We start from the raw sequence: 21,842 nt of genomic DNA on the forward strand, positions 1-21,842 counted from the left end.
CGTCTCCCGGGCGCTCTCCGCGGCCCTGCTCTCCGGCCCGCACGGTTCCTCGGTTGCGTACCGGGGGATGAACGTGGATCCGGTCGCCATCACCAAGACGTGCGCCGGGAGAGCGCTCAGGGGGCGGGCGGCGCGCACAGGCCGAGCTCGACCAGAGCCTGGGCGATCTTGACGGCCTCGCCGGGGTCCCCGGAGAGCTCGCCGACCTTCACCGGGCCACTCACGAGGAGTTCGCAGGCCGCCGCGACCGCGTCCGGCACGCGGAAGGTCCGGTGGCCGGCCTTGATCCGCGCCTCGCCGACCAGCGGCCACGTGCCGGGACGCAGCGAGATGCGGTCGGACGGCTCGATCGGGGCACCGAGCAGCGCCTGGCTGAACAGCCCGCCCCGGTGCGCCTCCCCGAAGGCGGTCCTGCCGTAGATCATCTCGTGGACGGCGGGCGCGGTGGCGGCCTCGGTCAGCGCCGCCGCGAGACGGTCGGCGTACTGCCCGACCATGGGCTGGACGCGCTCGGCGAGACCGGCGCCCATGGGCAGCGCCGCGGCGTACTCGTCGGAGCGCAGCAGGTCGGCGACGAATCCCTTCAGCAGGTCCGCCCAGGTCAGGGTGTTGACGCTGATCGTGACGTGGACGGAGGCGGAGGCGGCCGTCCGCACCAGGTGCGGCATCCCGCGGGGGACGTGGAGCACGTCGCCCGCGCGCAGCTCGTACGTGGAGCCGCCCCCCTCGGGGGCGACGAGCCTCCCGCCGCCGGGATTCGGCACGATGTCGTCGAACAACGTCCACTGCTTGGCGCCGTGCGCCTGGATCACGATGATGTCCTGGGCGTCGCAGTGGACGTCGAACGCCCGCGCGCCCGGCGGCGCGACGTAGACGTTGGCGTCCACGGGGTGCCCGACGTCCCGCTCGACGGTCTTGCAGAGCTCGTGCAGGCGCGGGAGCAGGAGGTTCACGGTGCCCAGGACGAGCGTCGCGCCCTCGCGGTAGAGCCCGACCACCTTTCCGGGATCGACCACGTCGTCGAGACCGGCGTAGCCGAAGGTGGACGGCGAGGTGTAGTGGGCCGACGGGAGGACGGACCCGTCCTTGACCACGCGGATCCCGGGCGCCCGCAGGCCGCTGCCGGTCAGGACGCGGTCGATGTCCGCCACGGAGGCGATCTCGCCGGGATCCGGCACCGCGCCCGGGCGGAAGACCGCCCGCCGGGCCGGGAATTCGCCGCCCACGAGGTCCGCGAGGCTCAGCATGGTCCATCTCCTCAAATGTCAGGCGAGCAGCAGGGCGGCGTCCCAGCCCGTCGCGGGTGGCCGGCCGGTCGCGTAGTGGTGCAGCGCGAGCGCGATCCCGGCCGCTCCTTCGAGCAGTCCCACGCGGTCCGGAGCCACCTCGGTGCCTCCCGTCGCGGAGTACCGGAAGCCGAACGGGGCCTCGGGGCGGAACTCGCCGGCGACCCGCGCGGCCAGCCCGTCGGCCGCTTCGAGCAGCGCCTCGTCGCCCGTCTCCCGCGCCACGCGGCAGGTGACGTGGAGCATCCCGGCCCAGCCGTGGCACAGGCCCGCGTCGACCATGCCCCAGTCCTCCCAGGGACGGGCGAGCGCCGTACGGAGCCCGCGCAGGGCGGCCTCCCGCCACTCCGGCCGGTCGAGCGCCTGTCCCGCCAGGAAGAGGGCCCGGGCGACGCCCGCGGCGCCGTAGCACCACGCGGGCCGGATGGGCGGCCCGGCGGGGACGGCCCGTTCGAGCTGGTGCCGCAGGGGGACGGTGGGCGGCCAGGAGCCGTCGTGCTCCCATTCGAGCAGCCAGGTCGCGATGCGTTCCATCGCCTCCTCCTGGCCCGGCAGCCGGAAGCCGTCGCGGTGGGCGATGGCGAGCAGGGCCAGCGGGCCGGGGATCCCGTGGGCGAGCCCGAGGTTGAAGTGACCCTCGCCGGCTGGCGCGCCCCTGACGGAGGCGTGGGGCACCAGCCAGCCGGGGACGTGCTCCGAGCGCGGCTCGGTCAGCGCGATGAGGTACGCCAGCGGCTCCGTGTCGCCGTACGACAGCGCCAGGCGGCCCAGGCCGGTGAGCCCTTCGATGACGTCGTACGCGCTGAAGCTCACCTCATCCCGGCCCGTCTCCTCCTCGGCGCGCCGCTTGATCAGCTCCCGCACGGCCGGCTCCGCACGGGCCAGCAGCCCGGCGTAGTCGCCCGGCCGGGTGACCGCCGCCCTGATCGCGAACAGCAGCGCCGGCAGCCCGTCGATCAGCCCGTGCCGCCCCGTCTGGGACCTTGCGGCCGCGGCGAGGAACGCGTGGGCGCTCTCGCGGCGGCCGAGCTCGCTGTGCAGGAGCGCGACGCCGAGATAGCCCTCGTTCAGCGACATCGCGTGCCAGACCAGCGGCTGCCGGCCGTCGGCGAGCCGGTCCTTGTTGGCCGAGGCCACCCGGGCCACCTCCACGGGGTCGGCCAGCCGCCGCGCGACCTCCTCGACGATCTCCGCCACCTCTGTCATCGCCCGTGCCTCGCCCGGTCGCGCAGGGCCTGGACGGCGCCGCGGGCGATGGCGTACGAGGCGTCCTCGGCGGTCTTGGAGGCGCCGACCAGCCGGTTGTGATGCATGTGCAGCAGCGCCTGAAGGGGTGACCTGCGGTCGAGCGAGCGGATCAGCTCGCCGTACGCGGTCACCGCCGGCTCGCGGGCCCGCCAGATCTCCGCCAGCCGCGGGTCGAGGCCCGTGCCGCCGACGACCTCGACGGCGCTGCGCCTGATCGCCTGGAACGCGCGATGGTGCTCGTCCACCGGGTACGCGGCCAGCAGCCGCTCCGCCCACCCCGGCCCGTGGAAGGCGCGGGCCAGGTCGGCGTAGTTGGCCGCGGCGAGGAGCTCCGGCCGCAGGTCGAGCTGGAGGCGCAGCTGCGCCAGCACCGCTTGGCTGTCGGCCGCGAACACCCGCTCGGCCGCCTCCAGCGCCTCCGGCCCGCCGTACCGGTCGATCTCGGGCTCGTAGGTGTCGAGCTGCACGGTGCGGGCGAGCCCGGCCCGGCACAGGTCGGCGGCCCAGTCGTGCACCAGGGGCAGCACGTCGCGGTGGAGCGGGGCCGGATCACCGTGGAAGCGCAGGCGCAGGTGGGCGCCGGGATCGAAGTAGCGGATGAAGAACCAGCGGTCCACACCCTCGGGCAGCGCGTCCAGCAGCACGGGGAGCCGCTGCCTGAGCAGGTCCGTGTGCCGGTCGGCCGAGGCGTACAGCTTGGCGAACAGCCACTCGCCGCCGGGGTGGTGCCGCACGACCCGCGTCCCCGGGCGGGCCAAGGTGCGCACCGCGGGCTCCGGCGCGGCCGAGCGGAGGGTCACGGCCAGCTCGTTGGCGTGGCCGCCCAGCCAGCCCGCCCCGAACCCGCTGCCGCCCGGCGCCTCCACCAGCAGCGTGCTCGGCCTGCGGGCCAGCTCGTCGCGGAGGATCCGGCGGTGCAGCGGGGCGTCGAGGTCGATCCCGATGCGGTTGTCGCCGTTGGTCAGGTAGACCTCGTCCGGCACCTGCCAGCGCTCGCGCCAGGCGTCGAAGCTCCGGTCCCAGTCGGCGTCCGGCGCCTTCCTGTCGTTGAGCTCGGCGGCGGGCCGCCAGATCGCCGAGGCCAGGATCGTACGGCCGCGGCGCACGCGCGGCAGGAACGGCAGCAAGCCGCCCGCCCCGGCCCAGTTCCACTCCTTGCACGCCCGGTGCCGGTCCTCGCCCAGCTCGTAGATGAAGCGGACCAGCTCCAGGGCGACGCGGGGGACCACGAGCATGTGGGGGGTGGCGGGCACGATCTCCGTGCCGAGCCGCGGGCAGAACAGGAACAGCCGCTCGCCGGTCGCCCCCACCGCCAGGTCGTCGAGGGTGAGCACCGACGGGTCGCCGCGGTCGGCGTACCGGCCGATGGGCAGCGTGCGCTCGGCCAGGGTCGGCACGCGGGCCACGTTCGAGATCCGCGACCACGCCGGCTGGAACGTCACCTGGGCCGGCACAGCGCCTGCACCCGGGCCCCCGCCCTCGGCCTCGCGCCACAGCCGCGCCGTCTGGTCGCGCAGCTCGTCGAGCAGGTACGTGAACCGCCCGCTCACGGCCCCGCCACGGCGCGAGATCGGCATGTTCGCGAGCACCAGCCGGAAGTCGCCCCGGTCCAGCGCCTCCACCGAGTCGGCCAGCAGGTGGGCGCCGACCTCCAGCACCTCGGGCAGCCGCCCGTCGTCCGCAGTGGCCAGCCGGGCGAGCGTGGCGTCGTCCAGCTCCACCTCGCGCACGCCGTCGAAGACCGCGCCCTGGGCCAGCTCGCCGAGCACCTTGTCGCGGTAACGGTTCCGCTCGGGGTCGGCGTCCGCGCGCTCGGAGGCCCGGTAGCCGGCCGGGGCGCCCAGCCCGAACTCGGGATCCAGCAGCTCCTTGATCGGGACGAGCCGGGCGGTGCCGTACCTCGTCACGAACTCCTCGAAGTAGCGGCGCAGGTGGTCGGAGCCCTGGTCGGGCGGGGTGATGCGGGCCAGGACGCCGGCCGCCGACTCGAACTCGGCCGCCACCTCGCGCGGGAGCCGCACGTCCACGTCGAGCTTCAGGTCCACGTGCGGCGCATGGTGGTCGGGGCGCAACCGCCTGGTGGCGCGGAGCAGGTCGTTCCAGGCGGGCAGCCCCTCTCCCGGCGCGGGCTCCGTGTACGCGCGCAGCGCCGTGGAGACCGCCTCAAGCCCTTCGTCACGCGCGAGCCGGCTCGCGACGTGCGCGATCGGGTCGGGGGCGTCGTCGGGGGGAACCAGCTCGGTCAGCAGCACCGTACGCTCGACGAGCTGCGCCAGCACGCCCTCCACCTGCTCGCGCGTCCCCTGCGGGAAGGCCGTGCGGAGCTGCTCCGCCAGCTCTTCGAACAGCACCGGCCGCCGCGCCCGCTCCGTCACCGCGCGGACCAGGGCGGTCAGGCGGACCGACACCTCGCGCACCGCGCCCTCGCCGTCCTGCGGGAGGTACGGCAGGGCCAGCCGGTCGCCGCGGGCGAAGCACAGGTCGTTGAGCACGACACGCAATCGCCGCAGCACCTCGGGGTCGCGCTCATGGTCGCGGATCAGCGCGAGCAGCCAGGCCGTGTCGGGGCGTACCCCCTTCTGGTGGTGCTCGCCGATCCTGGCCTTGGCCGAGTCGTCGAAGCGGGCCGCCGCCACCCCCGCCATCAGGCCGAACGGGGTGGGCCTGGTGGCCATGCGCAGCACGTAGCGGGTCGCGGAGACGACGGCGCGGCGCAACTTCTTCGGCTCGACCGGGCGGCCCTCGTGCACGGCGTCGAGCGTGTGCGCCAGCGACGGGCTGGAGACCGCGATCGCCTCCCTGACCAGGGGGTCGGCCGTGACGGTCCGGAGGTATCCCGCCGGGTCGCCGTGGTCGCTGCGTGTCCCGTGCCCGCGCGCCGCCGGGAGCGCGCCCATTCGCAGCAACGCGAAGTCGGCGGCGATGAATCCTGCCTTGTCGGCCACCTGCTGCCCCTTACCTGTGTCCGGTTGACTGAGGACCGTACCATCGCGTTTTCGCCGCCGTAAAACCCTTTCAAGTTATTCGAAACGGCGGCTCCAAGGACGTCCGCTCGGTAAGGTCACTCACCGATCAGCTCTTACGAAGAAAATGGAGATGATATGAGCCCTGTGGCCCAGATCGACCTCAGCGAGGACGTGTTCGACCTCGACATCGAGCTCGTCGTGGAGTCCGGCGCCGTGCCGCCGATCTACGCCTGCAGCGGCTCCGACGACACCTGCGGAACCCAGGTGTCGTGGAGCGGGACGTGCGCCGGAACGCGGGACTGCGGCACGTGTTCGCCCACGTACGGGGCCAAGGCGCCGGGCCGGTGCATCTGATCACCGGCACACGGAGGGCCGCCGCCCTGGCCATCGCGCAAGAGGTGGCGGCCCGCCTGGCCCGGCCGGAAACCCATTCTCCCGAACCAGCCCTTGGGCCTGGTTCGCTGGCGCGCGGAAAACTCGGACTAGTCCCGCTTTATGCGGCACTGGATGGCCTGGAACCGAATTCAGAATGGGACGTGTCCGGGCATCACATTCTTAAGGACATTACATTTACCGGATCCGCGGGAACGGCTGGACTTTTCTCCGGCGGGCTCGCCGGATTCGGGGTCGCGGCGGCGCTGATGGGGCGGCGCGCGGGCCGTTACGGGAAGGTGCTCGGGCAGCTGGACGCGACGGTGGGGCCCGCGGCGGGCCACGACCTCATCGACGGGACGGCGGGCGCCGCCGTCTACCTGCTCATGAGACCTCCGTCCCCCGGCCTGGAGGCCGTGGCCCGCGAGCTCGTGCGGGGCGCCTCGGCGTGCCCGCCGTTCCCCATGCGCCGGATCCCGCCGGGCTGGTCCGTCGGGGACGGATACGCCGACTGCGGCCTGGCCCATGGGGTCGCCGGGCCGCTCGCCGTGCTGTCCCTGCTCAGCGGGCAGGTTGGGGAGCTCGCGCGGCCCGCCGTGAAGGCGCTGGCCGAGTGGCTGCTCGATGCGGCGGTCCAGGACGAGTGGGGTACGGCGTGGCCCGCGGGTGTGGACGGCACGCGGACGTACTCCTCGCCGCGGCGGGGCTCGTGGTGCTACGGGGTTCCGGGTGTGGCGCGGGCGCTGTGGCTGGCCGGGGAGGCGCTGGACGAGCCCCGTTACCGGCGCGCCGCCCGTGACGCGATGGCCGGGCTCCTCGAAGCCCCGGACGGGTGGGGGCTGGACTCGCTGGGTGTGTGCCACGGGCTCGCCGGGCTGATGCTGATGACGGCGACCTTCGCGGGCGGCGGGCTGGGGCCGGCGGTGGAGGTGCTGTTCGATCGGCTGTGCGCCGCCTACGACAGCCGCCTGCCACTCGGCTTCGACGTGGCCGGTCCCGGACTGCTCAACGGCGCGGCGGGGATCGCCCTGGCACTGCTGGCCGTGACGGATGACCTGGAGACGGCGTCCATGTTCCTGGCGGCTTGATGGGGCGGCATCGCGCGGGCGCCCACGACGCCTCGGTCCGCGGGGTTCCCGGGCGCGACCCGCTGTTCGGCCGGGGCATCCGCCTGTCGTTCGGCCAGCTCAGGCACGAAGGGGCGGGACTGCGTACCGGCTTCGTGTCGATGTTGCGCGAGCTGCCCGGCCTGATCTCCGTCTCGGTGCGGCTGGCGCGGCAGGCGGCGCCGAGAGCCCTCGTCGCCGTACTGGTCGCGGAGTTCCTCGGCGGGGTGGCGACGGTGGTCACGCTGCTGGCCACGTACCGGGTGCTCGTGCCTCTCATGACCGGCGGCCCGACGGCGGAGCGGATCGCGGCGGGCATCCCCGCGCTCGCCGCGATGGCCGGTGCGGCCGCGACCGGCAGCGTCATGCGGGCGATCAGCAAGGCGGCGGTCAGCCGCCTGGGGCCCAAGATCGAGCGCCTGGCCTACACGCGCCTCCTGGAGGGGGCCGCCGGCGCGGAGCTGGGGGCGCTGGAGGAGGCGGGGTTCCACAACCTCCTGGAAGCCGCCCGGCAGGGCACCCGCTCGGCGCGCATCGTGATCACGGAGGCGGCCCAGCTGCTCGCCGGGCTCACCACCCTGCTCGCCGTCGGAAGCGTGCTCGGGGTGCTCCATCCGCTGCTCCTGCCGCTCCTGCTGGCCACGGTCGTGCCGAAGGGCTGGAGCGCCGTACGCTCGGCCCGCGCGCGCTTCGCCTCCGTCAAGCGGCAGCTGGAGCTCACCCGGCAGCTCGACGTGCTCAGCGGGCTGCTGACCCGTCCCGACGTCGCGCCCGAGATCCGCGCCCACGGCGCGGGCCCGTTCCTGCTCGGGCACTACGGCCGGCTCTCCTCACTGGCCGAGGGCGAACAGGCCCGGCTGGGCCAGGACGAGGCCCGCCTCGCGCTGGCCGGGGACGCCGTATCCGGCGCCGCGACCGCGATCACGTACGCCACCCTCGCGGGGCTGCTGATCGCCGACGCCATCCCGCTCGCCGCCGCCGGTGCCGCCGTCATCGCCATCCGCACCGCGAAGGCCGGGCTGACCAGCCTGGTGCTGTCGATCAACCAGGTGTACGAGCAGGGCCTGTTCGTCCTGGAATGGGAACGGGCGTGCGCGGAGGCCGCCAGGCAGCGCCTGCGCAGCGGACCCATCCCCCTGCCGCCGCACCCCGTCGAGATCCGGGCCGACAACCTCACCTTCACCTACTCCGGGCAGGCCCGGCCCGCGCTCGACGGCGTCAGCGTCCGGATCCTGCCCGGCGAGATCGTGGCCCTCGTCGGCGCCAACGGCTCCGGCAAGAGCACCCTGGCCAAGCTGCTGGCCGGCCTCTACCTGCCGACCGGCGGCAGCGTCAGCTGGGGCGGCGTGCCCATCGAGCTCCTGAACCGCCGCAGCGTCTTCGACCGGATCGCCCTCGTCGCCCAGGACTTCGCCCGCTGGCCCGCCACGGCCCGCGTCAACCTGGCCCTCGGCCGCGCCGACCAGGCCGATGACCGCGAACGCCTGAGGCGCGCCGGGGCGGCCAGCGGCGCGGACACCGTGGTGGCGTCCCTGCCCGACGGCTGGGAGACGCTGCTGGCCCGGGAGTTCATGGGCGGGACCGAGCTGTCGGGAGGGCAGTGGCAGCGCATCGGGCTGGGCCGCGCGTGGTTCCGGGACGCGTCCGTACTGGTCTTCGACGAACCCACCTCGGCGCTCGACCCCAGGGCGGAGATCGAGATCTTCGACAAGGTCGCGGGACTGGCCGCCGCCGGGCGCACGGTCATCCTCATCACCCACCGCCTCACCTCGGTGACGCGCGCGGACCGCATCTACGTGTTCGAGGCGGGGAAGGTCGTGGAGCATGGCACCCACGAGAGCCTGATGCGCGTGGGCGGCTCGTACGCGGCGATGTACCGCCTCCAGGCCGCCCAGTACGCCCACGCCGACTGACCCCCTCAGGGGGCGGGTGGCCGGACCGCCGAGCAGCTCTCCTGAAGGCCCCAGCCGAAGTACGGGCCGCACTCCGGCTGAGGTCCCTTGAGGGACGGACGGCGGGCCGGCCGGTGGAAACGGGCCCCTCGACGACGTGCGTGCTGCCGGTCGAGGGCCGGAGGTCAGGCGGGTGGGGTGGGGTGGAAGGAGGTGTCGGCGCGGAACTGGGGGGTGTTGTCGGTCTTGTCCAGGCGCAGCAGCTCGCCGCGGTGGCGGACGAAGCGGCCCGGGTAGTTGAGGGACTCCAGGCGGACCGAGCCCTCGGCCGTGCCGGGCCGGGCGTGGAAGGTGGCGTCGCGCCGGAACAGGGCGGTCCCGTCGTTGGTCTCGAACCGGATCAGGAAGTCGCGATGCCGCAGGTAACGCCCCTCGGGGTCGACGAAGGAGTACGCCTTCGCGTCGTCCAGACCGGGCACGACGCGGAGGGTGACCGGTTCCGTCCCGATCCGGCCCGTGGCCTGGACGTACGTCTCCGGGCGGTTGACCGGCCGGAACACCCTCGACACCCCCGTCGCGAGCAGCCCGCCGCCGCTCCCGGCCGTGGCGCGGGTGAAGGTGAGGGTGCCGAAGCCGAGGTGGTCGTACTTGGAGCCGCCGTAGTCCCCGCCGCCCCCTTCCGGGGCGACGCGCTTGCTGTAAGCCTCGATGTACGGCGCCGCCAGCCCCCGCCGCACGCCGTAGTGGTTGAGGAGCAGCGCCCAGATCGGGTCGGCGGCCCCGCGCCCGGCGGCGGAGATCTCGGTCTGCTGCCGCTGGACGCAGGTCGTGCCCTGTCCCCACTTGTACGTCGTGAACGGCACCGATTCGCCCAGGTTGTACTTGGCCACGTACTCGGCGCCCTTCATGAACCGGTCGTCCGCGTAGCCGTACAGGTCGATGCCCTGGTTCCAGGCCATCTCGCAGAGCACGCCCATCCACCCGACGCCGACGCTGGTGTGTCCCTGGTCGCGGCCGCTCTCCTGCCACTGCCCGAGCCCGCCGGGGTGCAGGAACGGCACCGCGTTCATGATGGAGCCGTTGCCCTTGCCGTGCTTGAAGTAGTCGGCGGCCTGGTCGACCTTGGCGCGGTCGTCGCACAGGACGCCGATGGCGAGCACGGAGGCCATATTGCAGAGGTCCCAGTTGGCCCAGTAGTTGCTGATGCAGGCGCCGTTGTGCTCCTTCAGGAACCGGTCGTTCATCGGGTAGAAGACCGTCAGCATCATCTTCGTGAAGCGCTCGAAGTCGAAGCCGGGGTAGCCGCGCATGATCTCGGCGACGTTGGCGAGCTGCCAGCCCAGGATCCCGGCCGCCAGGTAGCGGTCGGCGTTGCCGGTCACCGCCTTGAGCGCGGCCGACCAGGCGTTGAGGATGTCGCGGGCGGCGTCGCCGTGCGCCTTCTCCCCGCTGATCTTCCAGCGCAGCGCGTTCTGGTAGGCGGCGGCCACGTCGATGGCGAGCTGGACGTGGTTCGCGCCCGTGCCGCCCCTGACCACCGTCGCGAGCGGGCGCGGCTTCCAGGTGCTCCTGGAGCGCCCGTTGGCCGTCAGCTTGTCCCAGCCGGCCTTCCAGGGCTGGGCGCCGGCGTTCACCTGGGCCCGCATCCGGTCGAAGTCGGCCTGCGTGTGCAGCAGGCCGGGGTGCCTGAAGGCCGCCGCGGCCGCGGGCCCGATGGGGAGCGCGGCGGGCAGTACGGCGGCGGCGCCCGCGGTCGCGGCCGCCTTCAGCACGCTCCGGCGGGAGGGCTGCGTGGTCATGTGAATCCTTCCTCAGGGGTCACTCTCGTCACAGGAGACCCCCGGGCCGGGCCCGGATAACACAAATCTCAGACGCGGCTTCGCTGCGGGACCCGCTCCGGGTTCGCCGCCCTGGTGACGTACTGGGGGACGGGGGCGCGGTCGTCGCCGGTGTCGCGGGTCAGGCCGTACCGGACGATGCCCTTGGCCGGGTCGGGCCTGGCCGAGAGGTCGGCCCAGACCTCCTGCCAGGACTTGGGCGCGACGGTGAGGTCGATGTCCGTGCCGCTCTCGTTGTTGTGGAAGGTGACGCGGCCGTCGAGGTAGTAGAACTCGTTCTGCCACATCTGCTGCTGGCCGCGCGGCAGCCGGGCGAAGCCGGTCTCCGGCGAGCCCATCCAGGTGACGCCGGGCGCCTGCTCGTCGTCCATCCGCCGGCCGCCGCCCGACGCGACGTGGAACAGCTTGCCCTTGAGCCCGGTCCAGGTCGCGGGCGGGAAGGGGCCGACGCGGTTGCGGTAGAGGATGCCCCAGCGGACCTGGACGTAGCCGCGGCCGGTGACGGTGACGTAGTCGCCCCTGTGGGTGATCGACGGGGCTCCGCCGTACCTGGAGTATCCGTGCTTGCCGCCGATGGCGACCGTGCCGCCGGGGCGCCGGGGCAGCGGGGCGGGCGGCCGGTTCTTCGGCGGCGCCTGGTCCACGGCGTCGACCGTCAGTCCGTACGGGCTCCGCGCGGGCCTCACCGGACGGCGCGAAGGGGCGGGCGAGGACGACACCACCACCGGTGTGGCCCGCCGGGGCGGCGCGGGCTCGGGCAGGAGGGTCTGGACGACCACCGCTCCCCCGGCGATCAGCGTGACGCCGGCCGCGGTGACCGCGATCGGCTTGGCGGCCAGCGCCGAGCCCGCCGCCGCCTTGCCCTTGGCCAGCAGGCCGCCCTTGACGACCGGCGCGGCGGCCGTACGCGCGATCTCCAGCAGACCGGCGGCGATGCCGGCGGGGACGGCCACCAGGCCGAGCCCGGCCAGCAGCCGCTCGGCCGGCACCAGGTCGGAGACGTGCTCGCCGCAGACCGGGCAGTCGCGCACGTGCCGGGACAGCCGCTTGCGCCACAGGTCGGACGGGGCGCCGTTCCAGGTCTGCGCCACGGCGGCCAGCTCGGGGCAGGGCGGGCGGGCGGCCAGCGCGCGCACCACCGCGCGGGCGGTCTCCAGGCGGCCTTTGGTGCGCTGGACGCGTACGGCGGCGTGCTGCTCGTTCGTCCCCAGCGCGGCGGCCAGCTCGGCCCTGGCCAGCTCGCCGGCCACCTCCATCCACCACAGCGCGAGCACCTCGCGGTCGTCGGCGTCGAGCCAGCGGGTCGCCTCGGCAGCCTCCTTGCGCTGCCCGGACAGGCCGAGCCGGGTGACGGTGAGGGTGGCGAAGTCGGAGGCCGCGTCGGCCAGGCCCATCGCCTCGTCGATGGCGGCGAGCGCGGCGCCCGGCGCCTGCCGCCACTCGCGTACCTGGTTCAGGGCGATGGCGACGAGCCAGGAGCGGAAGCTGCCCGGGTCGCGCAGCCCGGACACGCCGGTCACGACCCTGGCCATCGTCTCCTGAACGACGTCGTCCACGTCCGGGTGGCCGTTCATGGCGCGGCCCACGATGTTGTACACGAGCGGCAGGTGGCTCCTGACCAGTTCGTCGATCGCGTCACGGTCGCCCGCCATGGCGGCGAGCACCGTTTCGACCTCGTACGTCGGCCGCGCGTACATCCAGCACCTCGATCCGGAGCCTCCGCTGCTCCGATCAGGAGACAGGAGTGTCACCGTTCCGATAACACAAAACGCGCATTGTTCCACTTATCGCCTACGAGGTGTCAATGCTCGCGTCAATCTGGCGTACAACTGCCGCTCAGCCCACCGTGGTTCGCAGTGCCTCCGCGTTGGCCGCCAGGAACTCCCCGAACGTCCGGGGCTCGCGACCCGTCAGGTCCCGGACCGCGGTCGTCGTGGCGGCCAGCGAGCCGCCCGCCACCTGCCGGGAGAGCTCGGCCAGGTCGTCGGCGAACCGCGCGGGCAGCCCCTGCGCGCGCACCCCGGCGGCCAGCTCGTCCAGGGACAGCTCGGCGTGCTCGACCCTCCGGCCCAGCGCGGCCGAGAACTCCTGCGCGAGCTCGGCGTAGGTGAGCGCCCGGGGGCCCGTGAGCTCGTACGTCTCACCGAGGCCGCCCGATCCGGCGAGCAGGGCGGCGGCGCAGGCGGCGATGTCATGGCAGTCGATGTACGACACCGGCGTGCCCCCGTAAACGTCGAGGAGCTTGCCGTCTGCGGTGAAGGCCGCCATCCCGGTGATGAAGTTCTGCATGAATCCGCCGGGCCGCAGCATCGACCAGCCGAGCCCCGACGCCTTGAGGTACTCCTCGATCTCCCAGTGCGCGCCCTGGGCCAGGCGGCCGCCCCGCCGGGCGCCCGAGACCGACACCTTCACCACGCTCGACACCCCGGCGGCCCGCGCCGCGTCAATGGCCGCTTTCTGCTGGCGGACCATCGGCTGCTCGCCGTCCACCGGCTGGGCGCCGCCCGCGTTGAGGAAGAGCCGGTCGACGCCCTCCATCGCGGCGGTGAGCGAGCCGGGGTCGTCGAAGTCCCCGATCACGACGTCGCAGCCCAGGGCCCACCCCTTGCCCTCGTCGCGCACGAGCGCCCTGAACGCCACCCCCTTCTCCCCCAGGAACCGCACGAGGTGCGTGCCGATGGATCCGGTGGCTCCGGTAACCAAGATCATGACAAGCCTTCCGTTAAACTGAGGCAACCTCGAATAAGGCTATATCGAGGGAGCCTCGAATTACTAGGGAAGGCCGCATGACCACGACCCGACGGCCCCGCGCCGACGCCCGCCGCAACTACGAGCGCCTGCTCGCCGAGGCCGACGCCGCCTTCAGAGAGCAGGGCGTGGAGTCCAGCCTGGAAGGCATCGCCCGGCGTGCCGGGGTGGCCATCGGCACGCTCTACGGCCACTTCCCCAGCCGCCGCGCCCTGATCGGCGCGCTGCTCAGGGACCGCAACGCGACCCTGTTCGAGCTCGGCGAGCGGCTCCTGACCGCCCCGGCGCCGGACGCTCTCGCCGCCTGGGTCCGCGCGGCCACGGCGCACGCCGCCACCTATCGCGGTCTGGCCGCGTTGATCGCCGGCGGCCTGGACGACGAGGCGTCGGAGCTGCACGCCTCGTGCGTGCGCATGGCCGAGATCGGCGAGCGGATCGTCGCGCGGGGGCGCGAATCGGGCGCCCTGCGCGCCGACGCGACCGGCGCGGACGTGACCGCCCTCACGTCCGCCGCCGCCTGGCTCCACGAACAGGTGTCCCCCGCCGCCGCCGACCGCCACATCACCGTCACCCTGGACGGCCTCGCCGCCTCCCCCTGACGACCGATCTCACGAGTCCATCGGGTCGTGCTGCAGCGCCTTGGGGCGCTCGGCGTCCTCGCCGGGCTCGGGCGCCGAATCGGCGCGCCGGCCGGCGTACAGGCTGGTGAGCGTGACGGTGACCAGGACCCCGACGATGACGCCGAGCGAGGCGAGGGTGGGGATCTCGGGCACCCACGCCCAGATGCCGTGCGCCCAGTGCAGGACCAGCTTGACGCCGATGAAGGCCAGGATGACGGCCAGGCCGTGGTTGAGGTGCCGCAGCTTGGCCAGCGCGTCCCGCAGCACGAAGTACAGCGCCCGCAGGCCCAGCAGCGCGAAGGCGTTGGTGGCGAAGACCAGGAAGGGGTCCTCGGTCACCCCGTAGACGGCGGGCACCGAGTCGACGGCGAAGACGATGTCGGTGGCGAACACCGCCACGGTGGCCAGGGCCAGCGGGGTGATCGCCAGGCGGCCGTGCTCGCGCACCATCAAGCGGAAGCCGCGGTAGTCGGGGGTGACCTGGACGAACCGGCGCAGCAGCCGGACGCTGCGCATGGAGGAGACGTCGACGTGCTGCTCCTCCCCCTTCAGCGCCTCCTTGAGCACCTTGCCCGCGGTGACGATCAGGACCGCCCCGAACAGCAGGAACGCCCACGTGCCGCTCTGCAGCGCCGCCGCACCCAGCGCGATGAAGATCACGCGCAGCACGAGCGCCCCGATGATGCCGTACAGCAGCACCCGCTGGGTGAGCTCGTTCGGCACGGCGAAGGCCGTCAGCAGCAGCATGAACACGAACAGGTTGTCGACCGACAGCGACTTCTCCACCACGTACCCGGTGAAGAACTCCACCGCCACTCCGGTGCCGAAAGAGCCCCACAGGTACGCGCCGAAGCCCAGCGGGAGCACCAGGTAGAACGCGGACCAAGCCAGGGCCTCGCGCATGTGGACCTCGTGCGGGCGCCGGGTCAGCAGGATGTCGATCACCAACAGCAGGACCAGGGCGGCCACAGTGACCGCCCACAGGGTGACGGACGCGATGCTGCCCTGATCGGGCGCAGCCAGAAATGTCCCCGCGGACATGAAACCTCCTCGAACGTGCTCAGCCGTTCGAGGTCTCCTTCACCCGGGGGTAGCGGGCGGCCGTCCGGGGACGCATGGTACGTCCGTACTGACCGGATCGGCACTTGGGAAGTACTCCCCTCGCAGCCCCAGAGTAGGACATATCCCGCCAAGGCTCCACTATGCTGCCTGGATCAGGTGATGGGGACGTCCTTGAACTCCCCGAGCCCCAGCAGGTCGAGGTCCGCCCTCTTCGCCGTCCACGGCACGTTGTCGAACTCCGCGACGAGGAATTGGGATTTGGCCGGGGCGATGTTGTTGACCGAGGTCCAGCTGGAGCAGACGCAAAAACCGTCCTTCTCGATGAAGGGGCGGAGCGTCCTCGGCGCGCCCTTGTAGGTCAGGCCGATGCTCGAGAGATCCTCCGAGTCCCGGCCCAGGATCGTGTACAGGTCCGCGTACGCGCCGTCCTTGGCGTCGTTCCGCACGGTCAGCTCAAGCCGGAGGTCTCCGTCCACGCGGTACAGGTTGTCGATCGTGATGTGGACGGGCACCCGCTGGCCGTCCAGGTTCCGCACGGACGTGTCCTGCTGCGCGAGCGGGGGGACGCCGCCGTCGTACGCCGCCGGGGAGGTTGCGGTGACCGGGGACGCTCCTCCGCCGTGGGCGGCCGTCTCCCAAGGATGCCAGGCCGCGGTGACCGTGGCCCCGGTCACCATGAGCGCGGCCGCGACCGCCACCGGGGCCTTCCAGCGGCCGGTCGCCGGCGCGTCCCGGCGGCGGGCACGCGAGGCGGCCCACGAGTTGCTCACCGTGCGGACCCCGGTGTCCACCGACACCGACTCCCGGCCGAGCAGGCGGTCGAGGAGCTGCTGGGCCGTGGGCCGTCGCGCCGGGTCCTTGTCCAGCGCCTGCTCCACCAGGGGCCTGAGCCGCTCGTCCAGCCCCGTCAGCTCGGGCGCGTAGTGCACCACCCTGAACAGCACCTCGGGCGCGCCGCCCGACCCGAACGGCGGCCGGCCGGTCGCCGCGTACGCCACGACGCCGCCCCAGGCGAACACGTCGCTCGCGGCCGTGATCCGGCCTTCGGTGGCCTGCTCCGGCGACATGTACGCCGGAGTCCCCACGATCCCGGTGGACCGGCTCGCGTCCGGCTCCACGAGCTGCGCGATGCCGAAGTCGATCACTCGCGGGCCGACGGGGCTGAGCAGGATGTTCTGCGGCTTCAGGTCGCGGTGCACGACCCCGGCCTGGTGGATGGCGGTGAGCGCGGTCGCCACGCCGACGGACAGGGCCTCCAGGTCGGCCCCGGCCATCGGACCGCGTTTCCTGATGGCGGTGGCCAGATCGGGGCCGTCCACGTACTCGGTGACGATGTACGCGCTCTCGCCGTCGATGCCCGCGTCCAGCACCGGCGCCGTGCAGAAGCGGGCCACGCTGCGCGCCGCCTCGACCTCCCTGGTGAACCGACGGCGGAAGCCCGCGTCGCCGGCCGGTCCCTCGCGCAGCCTCTTCAGCGCGACGAGCCGGGATCCCTGGTCCCGGGCCAGGTAGACGACCCCCATACCGCCCTGGCCCAAGGGGCGGATGATGGTGTATGGGCCTATTTGCTGGGGTTCAGGGCTCACCTGAGGATTGTGATCGTCGATGCATGACGTTTGATAGCAGATCACTTGAAAGGCCGCCGAGACCACGCAGCGTCCATGATTCAGGACACGCCGTACACTTTCCTCTTGCCATGACGGGCGCTTTGCGTGATGCTTTCAGATCTCTTGAGCGAACCGGCCCAAAGCTCCCAGAGAGGTAGTTCATCCCCGTGACCCACGGCCCATGGGCCCAGCAGCCCGCAGAACCCTTGCTGTCGATGTCCGTAGAACCGCTGCTGACCAGGGACTACGACGCGGACCCCGCCTTCGTCCACGAACGCCTGCGCAAGAGGTACGGCCCGGTCGCCCCGGTCGACGTCCTCGGCGTGCCGGTCTGGTTCGTCCTCGGCTACGAGGAGGTGCTCCGCGTCCTGCAGAACTCGGGCGGCATCTGGACCAAGAGCGTGGACAGATGGCGGATGAACGTCGAGGGCCGGATCCCCGCGGACTGGCCGCTGCTGCCCGTCTTCCAGATCAACAACTCGGCCTTCTCCGAGGGCGCCGCGCAGCGCCGGTTCCGCAACGCGTGGACGCAGGCGCTGGCGCCGTTCCAGGACCACACCCAGCCGCAGTCCCAGCTGCTCGAACAGGCCGTCGTGCAGTACGCCGACGACCTCATCGGTGTGCTGGCCGAGGGCGGCTCCACGGGGTGGGCCGACCTGGCCGCCCAGTACGCCCGGCCGCTCCCGCTCATGGTCGCCAACCGCATGCTCGGCTTCTCCGCGGCACGCGGCGAAGAGGTCGTGATGGACATCTGGCGGATGATCGACGCCGGGCCCGACGCGGCCGCGGCGTTCGAGCGGCTGTACGCGGCCATGACGGAGCTCGCGGCCACCAAGCGGGAGCGGCCCGGCGAGGACCTGCCCTCCTACATGATCGCGGCCGCTCCGGACCTCACGCTGGACGAGCTGGCCCGCGAGCTGCTCATGCTTCCCGGCCTGCTCGACTTCACCGCCAGCCTCGTCTGCAACGTCGTCGTCGAGGTCGTCTCCAACCGGGACGTACGGGCGAGCCTGTCGGTGGGCGCGATCGACGAGACGGTCAACCGGGTCGCGCTGCTCAACCCGCCGATGGCCAACCTGACCTTCCGCTTCCCCAAGACCGACGTGAAGATGGGCCACTACACGATCGCCGCCGGCGACCCGGTGATGCTCTCCGTCGCGGGCGCCCACGCCGATCCGCGCTTCGCCGGGGCACTCGACCACGAGGCGATCCGCAGCACCCGCGCGCACCTGGCGTGGGGCGCGGGGCCGCACAGCTGCCTGGGGCACCGGCTGGCGACCCAGATGACGACGATCGCCGTACGCCGGCTGTTCAGCCGGCTCACCAAGATCAAGCTCGCGCTCCCGGCCGACCAGCTGCCCTGGCGCCCCTCCCCCTTCATGCGCGCCCTGCGGTCCCTGCCGGTCCAGTTCGAGCTGGCCGAGGGCTACGTACCGGCGGGCGAGCGCGCCGCCGACGGCGCCGACGCGCCCGCGGCTCAGCCGTCCGCGGCGGGCGAGGCCCAGGCGGACTCGTCCCGGTCCGGCGGGTTGTGGGGCTTCCTGCGCGGCCTGCGCCTCAAGCGCTGATCGGCCGGGTCCGCCTCGGCGTCAGGCCGGGTCCTTGATCTCGCAGATCACGGTCCCGGCCGCCACCGTGGCCCCGACCTGGGCGGACATCCCGACGATGGTCCCGGCCTTGTGGGCGGTGAGCGGCTGCTCCATCTTCATGGCCTCCAGCACCACGATGGTGGCCCCGGCGACCACGTCGTCGCCGTCGGCGGCCATCACCTTGACGATGGTGCCCTGCATCGGGCTGACCAGGGCGTTCCCACCGGCGGCGGCCTTGGCCGCGCCTCTCTTCTCGCGCCGGGGGGCGGCCTTGGCGGCCGCGCGCGGCTTCGCGGTGCCGGCGGGGAGGACGACCTCCAGGCGCTTGCCCGCCACCTCGACGGTGATCCGCTCGCGCTCACCCTGCTCCGGGGCCTCGCCGGGCACACCGTCGTAGGGGGCGATCAGGTTGTCGAACTCGGTCTCGATCCAGCGGGTGTGCACGGTGAAGGGCTCTGCGGTGAACGCCTCCTCCGCCACGACGGCCCGGTGGAACGGCAGCACGGTCGGCATGCCGTCGATCCCGAACTCCGCCAGCGCCCGGCCGGCCCGCTGGAGGGCCTGCTCGCGGGTGGCCCCGGTGACGACCAGCTTGGCGATCAGCGAGTCGAAGGCGCCCGGCACGGTCTCGCCCTGCTCGTACCCGGCGTCGAGGCGGACGCCAGGGCCGGAGGGGGCCCGCCAGCCGGTGATGGTGCCGGGGGCGGGCAGGAAGTTGCGTCCGGCGTCCTCGGCGTTGATCCGGAACTCGATCGAGTGGCCGCGCGGCTCGGGATCGTCGTAGCCGAGCTCCTCCCCCGCCGCGATCCGGAACATCTCGCGCACCAGGTCGATGCCGGTGACCTCCTCGGTGACCGGGTGCTCCACCTGAAGGCGGGTGTTGACCTCCAGGAAGGAGATCGTGCCGTCCTGGCCGACGAGGAACTCGCACGTCCCGGCGCCGACGTAGCCGGCCTCGCGCAGGATCGCCTTGGAGCTCCGGCGCAGCAGGGCCTCCTGCTCGCCGGTGAGGAACGGGGCGGGCGCCTCCTCGACGAGCTTCTGGTGGCGGCGCTGCAGCGAGCAGTCGCGGGTGGAGACCACGACCACGTTGCCGTACGCGTCGGCCAGGCACTGGGTCTCCACGTGGCGGGGCCGGTCCAGGTAGCGCTCCACGAAGCACTCGCCCCGCCCGAACGCGGTCACGGCCTCGCGCACGGCGCTGTCGTACAGGTCGGGGATCTCCTCGGCGGTGCGCGCCACCTTCAGCCCCCGCCCGCCACCGCCGAACGCGGCCTTGATCGCGATGGGCAGGCCGTGCTCCGCCGCGAACGCCAGCACCTCCTCCACCCCGGCGACGGGGTCCGGTGTCCCGGCCACCAGGGGCGCGCCGACCTTCTGGGCGATGTGCCGGGCCTGCACCTTGTCGCCGAGCGCGGTGATCGCCGCGGGCGGCGGCCCGATCCACACCAGCCCGGCGTCGATGACCGCCTCGGCGAAGCCGGAGTTCTCGGCCAGGAAGCCGTACCCGGGGTGCACCGCGTCGGCGCCCGACCGCGCGGCCACCTCGATGATCTTCTCGATCGACAGGTACGTCTCCCCCGGCGTGGCGCCGCCCAGCGCGTACGCCTCGTCGGCCATCCGGACGAAGAGCGCGTCGCGGTCCTGGTCGGCGTAGACCGCCACGCAGGCGATCCCGGCGTCGCGGCAGGCCCGGACGATCCGGACGGCGATCTCGCCGCGGTTGGCGACGAGCACCTTGCGCAAGGTCGTGCTCACAGGGATCCTCCAAGACTCCAGCTCGACTCCCGCCATCCGCGGGGGCCGGTCACCAACGGGCGGCGCAGCACACGGCGGCGCGCAGACGAGCCACCGACGGGCGGCTCGGAAACGTCGTCATCTGCGAGAGCGCGCAGCGCCACGACGAGCGCGGCCAGCTCTTCCGGCGAGGGGTCGCCCTTAATTACGTTCATAGCGGGATGTTCCCGTGCTTCTTGGGCGGCAGGGCGTCGCGCTTGCCGCGCAGCAGCCGCAGCGCGCGGGTGACCTCGCGCCGGGTCTCGCTCGGCGCGATCACCGCGTCCACGTAGCCGCGCTCGGCCGCCAGGTAGGGGGTGGCGAGGGTGTCCTCGTACTCGCGCACCAGCTCGGCCCGGAGCGCGTCGGGGTCGTCGGCGGCGGCCAGCCGCTTGCGGTGCAGGATGTTGACCGCGCCCTGGGCGCCCATCACCGCGATCTGCGCGGTGGACCAGGCCAGATTCACGTCCGCGCCCAGGTGCTTGGAGCCCATCACGTCGTACGCCCCGCCGTACGCCTTGCGGGTGATCACCGTGACCAGCGGAACCGTGGCCTCGCCGTAGGCGTACAGGAGCTTGGCGCCGCGCCGGATGATGCCGTTCCACTCCTGCTCGGTGCCGGGCAGGAAGCCAGGCACGTCCACGAGCGTGAGCACCGGGACGCTGAACGCGTCGCAGGTGCGGACGAACCGGGCGGCCTTCTCGGAGGCGTCGATGTCGAGCGTGCCCGCCAGCCGCATCGGCTGGTTGGCCACCACGCCCACCGACCGGCCCTCCACGCGCCCGAAGCCGACCACGATGTTCGGCGCGAACAGCGGCTGCACCTCCAGGAACTCGCCGTCGTCCAGCAGGGCCGCGATGACCTCGTGCATGTCGTACGGCTGGTTCGGCGAGTCCGGCACCAGCGCGTCCAGCGCCAGGTCGTCGGCGCCGACCTCCAGATCGGCCTCGAACTCGGGGTGCGGCGCGTCGTCCAGGTTGTTCTGCGGCAGGTACGACAGCAGCGCCCGGGCGTAGTCGAGCGCGTCGTCCTCGTCATGGGCCAGGTAGTGGGCGATGCCGCTGCGGCTGTTGTGCACCCGGCCGCCGCCCAGCTCCTCGAAGGTGACATCCTCACCGGTGACGGTCTTGATCACGTCGGGTCCCGTGACGAACATGTGGGACTTCTCGTCCACCATGATCGTGAAATCGGTGAGGGCCGGCGAGTAGACGTGGCCGCCCGCGCACGCGCCCATGATCAGGGAGATCTGCGGGATCACGCCGGAGGCCCGGATGTTGCGGCGGAAGATCTCGCCGTAGAGGCCGAGCGAGACCACGCCCTCCTGGATCCGCGCCCCGGCGCCCTCGTTGATGCCGATGATCGGCACGCCGTTCTTCATGGCCAGGTCCATGACCTTGCAGATCTTCTGCCCGTACACCTCCCCCAGGCTTCCGCCGGACACCGTGAAATCCTGCGAGAAGACGCACACCTGGCGACCGTCGACCGTCCCGTAACCGGTCACCACGCCGTCGCCGTACACCAGCCCGCCGCGGGCCAGCGCGTCCAGCTCGACGAAAGAGCCCGCGTCCAGCAGCCGCTCGATCCGCTCCCTGGCGGTCAGCCTGCCCTTCGCGTGCTGCTTGGCCGCCGCCCGGGCCTCGCCCACGTGGACTGCCTCGTCCAACCGCTCCTTGAGGCGGGCCAGGCTACCCGCTGTGCCCTGCGCTGACATGCACCACCGCCAATAAGACTC

General features: G+C 72.8%; 16 protein-coding genes. 5 read left to right on the forward strand and 11 right to left on the reverse strand.

The window, feature by feature from the left end; all coding sequences use genetic code 11:
• Nucleotides 1–116: 116 nt before the first annotated feature.
• The 3 genes from AB0L65_RS26265 to AB0L65_RS26275 are packed head-to-tail and all read right to left on the reverse strand — an operon-like array spanning nt 117 to nt 5,479.
• Nucleotides 117–1,247 (reverse strand): cupin domain-containing protein, encoded by a 1,131-nt coding sequence (locus AB0L65_RS26265; protein ID WP_364249883.1) that lies wholly within the window; start codon nt 1,245–1,247, stop codon nt 117–119.
• A gap of 18 nt (nt 1,248–1,265) precedes the next feature.
• The gene (locus tag AB0L65_RS26270; protein ID WP_364249886.1) at nt 1,266–2,492 is read right to left on the reverse strand and encodes a lanthionine synthetase C family protein; all 1,227 of its coding nucleotides are present in this window, start codon (nt 2,490–2,492) and stop codon (nt 1,266–1,268) included.
• Nucleotides 2,489–5,479, reverse strand: coding sequence for a lantibiotic dehydratase (locus AB0L65_RS26275; protein WP_364249888.1), 2,991 nt, complete (start codon nt 5,477–5,479; stop codon nt 2,489–2,491). Before AB0L65_RS26275 ends, AB0L65_RS26270 begins: the two co-directional genes overlap by 4 nt.
• A gap of 156 nt (nt 5,480–5,635) precedes the next feature.
• Here AB0L65_RS26275 and AB0L65_RS26280 point away from each other — a divergent pair, with 156 nt between their 5' ends.
• From AB0L65_RS26280 to AB0L65_RS26290, 3 genes are read left to right on the forward strand one after another with little or no spacing between them, the layout of a single operon-like run.
• Complete coding sequence (locus tag AB0L65_RS26280) at nt 5,636–5,854, forward strand: hypothetical protein (protein ID WP_364249891.1); 219 nt, start codon at nt 5,636–5,638, stop codon at nt 5,852–5,854.
• A 44-nt stretch (nt 5,855–5,898) separates the two neighbouring features.
• Nucleotides 5,899–6,960: a lanthionine synthetase C family protein gene (locus AB0L65_RS26285; RefSeq protein WP_364250450.1), complete on the forward strand. Its 1,062-nt coding sequence runs from the start codon at nt 5,899–5,901 to the stop codon at nt 6,958–6,960.
• Entirely contained in the window at nt 6,960–8,891 is a 1,932-nt protein-coding gene (locus tag AB0L65_RS26290; protein ID WP_364249894.1) for an ATP-binding cassette domain-containing protein, read from the forward strand. The genes AB0L65_RS26285 and AB0L65_RS26290 overlap by 1 nt, the downstream gene beginning before the upstream one ends.
• 164 nt (nt 8,892–9,055) lie before the next feature.
• Here AB0L65_RS26290 and AB0L65_RS26295 read toward each other — a convergent pair whose 3' ends face one another.
• The 3 genes from AB0L65_RS26295 to AB0L65_RS26305 all read right to left on the reverse strand — a co-directional run bounded on the left by AB0L65_RS26295 (nt 9,056) and on the right by AB0L65_RS26305 (nt 13,417).
• Complete coding sequence (locus tag AB0L65_RS26295; protein WP_364249897.1) at nt 9,056–10,669, reverse strand: AbfB domain-containing protein; 1,614 nt, start codon at nt 10,667–10,669, stop codon at nt 9,056–9,058.
• A gap of 68 nt (nt 10,670–10,737) precedes the next feature.
• Nucleotides 10,738–12,405, reverse strand: coding sequence for a sigma-70 family RNA polymerase sigma factor (locus tag AB0L65_RS26300; protein WP_364249900.1), 1,668 nt, complete (start codon nt 12,403–12,405; stop codon nt 10,738–10,740).
• 139 nt (nt 12,406–12,544) lie between these two features.
• Nucleotides 12,545–13,417: an NmrA family NAD(P)-binding protein gene (locus tag AB0L65_RS26305; RefSeq protein WP_364249903.1), complete on the reverse strand. Its 873-nt coding sequence runs from the start codon at nt 13,415–13,417 to the stop codon at nt 12,545–12,547.
• 77 nt (nt 13,418–13,494) lie between these two features.
• Between AB0L65_RS26305 and AB0L65_RS26310 the strand changes: the two genes are divergently transcribed.
• On the forward strand, nt 13,495–14,055 hold the full coding sequence (locus AB0L65_RS26310; protein ID WP_364249906.1) for a helix-turn-helix domain-containing protein: 561 nt from the start codon (nt 13,495–13,497) through the stop codon (nt 14,053–14,055).
• A gap of 9 nt (nt 14,056–14,064) precedes the next feature.
• On the opposite strand, the gene AB0L65_RS26315 is transcribed toward AB0L65_RS26310, so the two are convergent.
• Nucleotides 14,065–15,117: a TerC/Alx family metal homeostasis membrane protein gene (locus AB0L65_RS26315; protein ID WP_364249909.1), complete on the reverse strand. Its 1,053-nt coding sequence runs from the start codon at nt 15,115–15,117 to the stop codon at nt 14,065–14,067.
• Nucleotides 15,118–15,290: 173 nt separating this feature from the next.
• Nucleotides 15,291–16,790, reverse strand: a complete 1,500-nt coding sequence (locus AB0L65_RS26320; protein WP_364249912.1) for a serine/threonine-protein kinase — start codon at nt 16,788–16,790, stop codon at nt 15,291–15,293.
• 170 nt (nt 16,791–16,960) lie between these two features.
• Between AB0L65_RS26320 and AB0L65_RS26325 the strand changes: the two genes are divergently transcribed.
• Nucleotides 16,961–18,313, forward strand: coding sequence for a cytochrome P450 (locus tag AB0L65_RS26325; RefSeq protein ID WP_364249915.1), 1,353 nt, complete (start codon nt 16,961–16,963; stop codon nt 18,311–18,313).
• A 21-nt stretch (nt 18,314–18,334) separates the two neighbouring features.
• Here the strand turns inward: AB0L65_RS26325 and AB0L65_RS26330 are convergent, their stop codons facing one another.
• Genes AB0L65_RS26330 through AB0L65_RS26340 form a run of 3 tightly spaced genes read right to left on the reverse strand, consistent with a single transcriptional unit; the run spans nt 18,335 to nt 21,821 of the window.
• Nucleotides 18,335–20,080, reverse strand: coding sequence for a biotin carboxylase N-terminal domain-containing protein (locus tag AB0L65_RS26330; protein ID WP_364250453.1), 1,746 nt, complete (start codon nt 20,078–20,080; stop codon nt 18,335–18,337).
• A gap of 8 nt (nt 20,081–20,088) precedes the next feature.
• A complete protein-coding gene (locus AB0L65_RS26335) occupies nt 20,089–20,286 on the reverse strand; it encodes an acyl-CoA carboxylase subunit epsilon (RefSeq protein WP_364249918.1) in 198 nt (65 codons plus the stop codon).
• Nucleotides 20,283–21,821, reverse strand: coding sequence for an acyl-CoA carboxylase subunit beta (locus AB0L65_RS26340; protein WP_364249921.1), 1,539 nt, complete (start codon nt 21,819–21,821; stop codon nt 20,283–20,285). Before AB0L65_RS26340 ends, AB0L65_RS26335 begins: the two co-directional genes overlap by 4 nt.
• Between the last annotated feature and the right edge of the window lie 21 nt (nt 21,822–21,842).

The sequence above is a fragment of the Nonomuraea sp. NPDC052116 genome (genome assembly GCF_040680035.1).
GTDB classification, from domain to species: domain Bacteria; phylum Actinomycetota; class Actinomycetes; order Streptosporangiales; family Streptosporangiaceae; genus Nonomuraea; species Nonomuraea angiospora_A.

What these genes read in the sequence shown, in the direction of transcription:
- AB0L65_RS26265 (WP_364249883.1), bottom strand. Translation starts at nt 1,247, where the DNA reads ATGCTGAGCCTCGCGGACCTCGTGGGCGGCGAATTCCCGGCCCGGCGG.
- AB0L65_RS26270 (WP_364249886.1), bottom strand. Translation starts at nt 2,492, where the DNA reads ATGACAGAGGTGGCGGAGATCGTCGAGGAGGTCGCGCGGCGGCTGGCC.
- AB0L65_RS26280 (WP_364249891.1), top strand. Translation starts at nt 5,636, where the DNA reads ATGAGCCCTGTGGCCCAGATCGACCTCAGCGAGGACGTGTTCGACCTC.
- AB0L65_RS26290 (WP_364249894.1), top strand. Translation starts at nt 6,960, where the DNA reads ATGGGGCGGCATCGCGCGGGCGCCCACGACGCCTCGGTCCGCGGGGTT.
- AB0L65_RS26295 (WP_364249897.1), bottom strand. Translation starts at nt 10,669, where the DNA reads ATGACCACGCAGCCCTCCCGCCGGAGCGTGCTGAAGGCGGCCGCGACC.
- AB0L65_RS26300 (WP_364249900.1), bottom strand. Translation starts at nt 12,405, where the DNA reads ATGTACGCGCGGCCGACGTACGAGGTCGAAACGGTGCTCGCCGCCATG.
- AB0L65_RS26305 (WP_364249903.1), bottom strand. Translation starts at nt 13,417, where the DNA reads ATGATCTTGGTTACCGGAGCCACCGGATCCATCGGCACGCACCTCGTG.
- AB0L65_RS26310 (WP_364249906.1), top strand. Translation starts at nt 13,495, where the DNA reads ATGACCACGACCCGACGGCCCCGCGCCGACGCCCGCCGCAACTACGAG.
- AB0L65_RS26315 (WP_364249909.1), bottom strand. Translation starts at nt 15,117, where the DNA reads ATGTCCGCGGGGACATTTCTGGCTGCGCCCGATCAGGGCAGCATCGCG.
- AB0L65_RS26325 (WP_364249915.1), top strand. Translation starts at nt 16,961, where the DNA reads ATGTCCGTAGAACCGCTGCTGACCAGGGACTACGACGCGGACCCCGCC.
- AB0L65_RS26335 (WP_364249918.1), bottom strand. Translation starts at nt 20,286, where the DNA reads ATGAACGTAATTAAGGGCGACCCCTCGCCGGAAGAGCTGGCCGCGCTC.
- AB0L65_RS26340 (WP_364249921.1), bottom strand. Translation starts at nt 21,821, where the DNA reads ATGTCAGCGCAGGGCACAGCGGGTAGCCTGGCCCGCCTCAAGGAGCGG.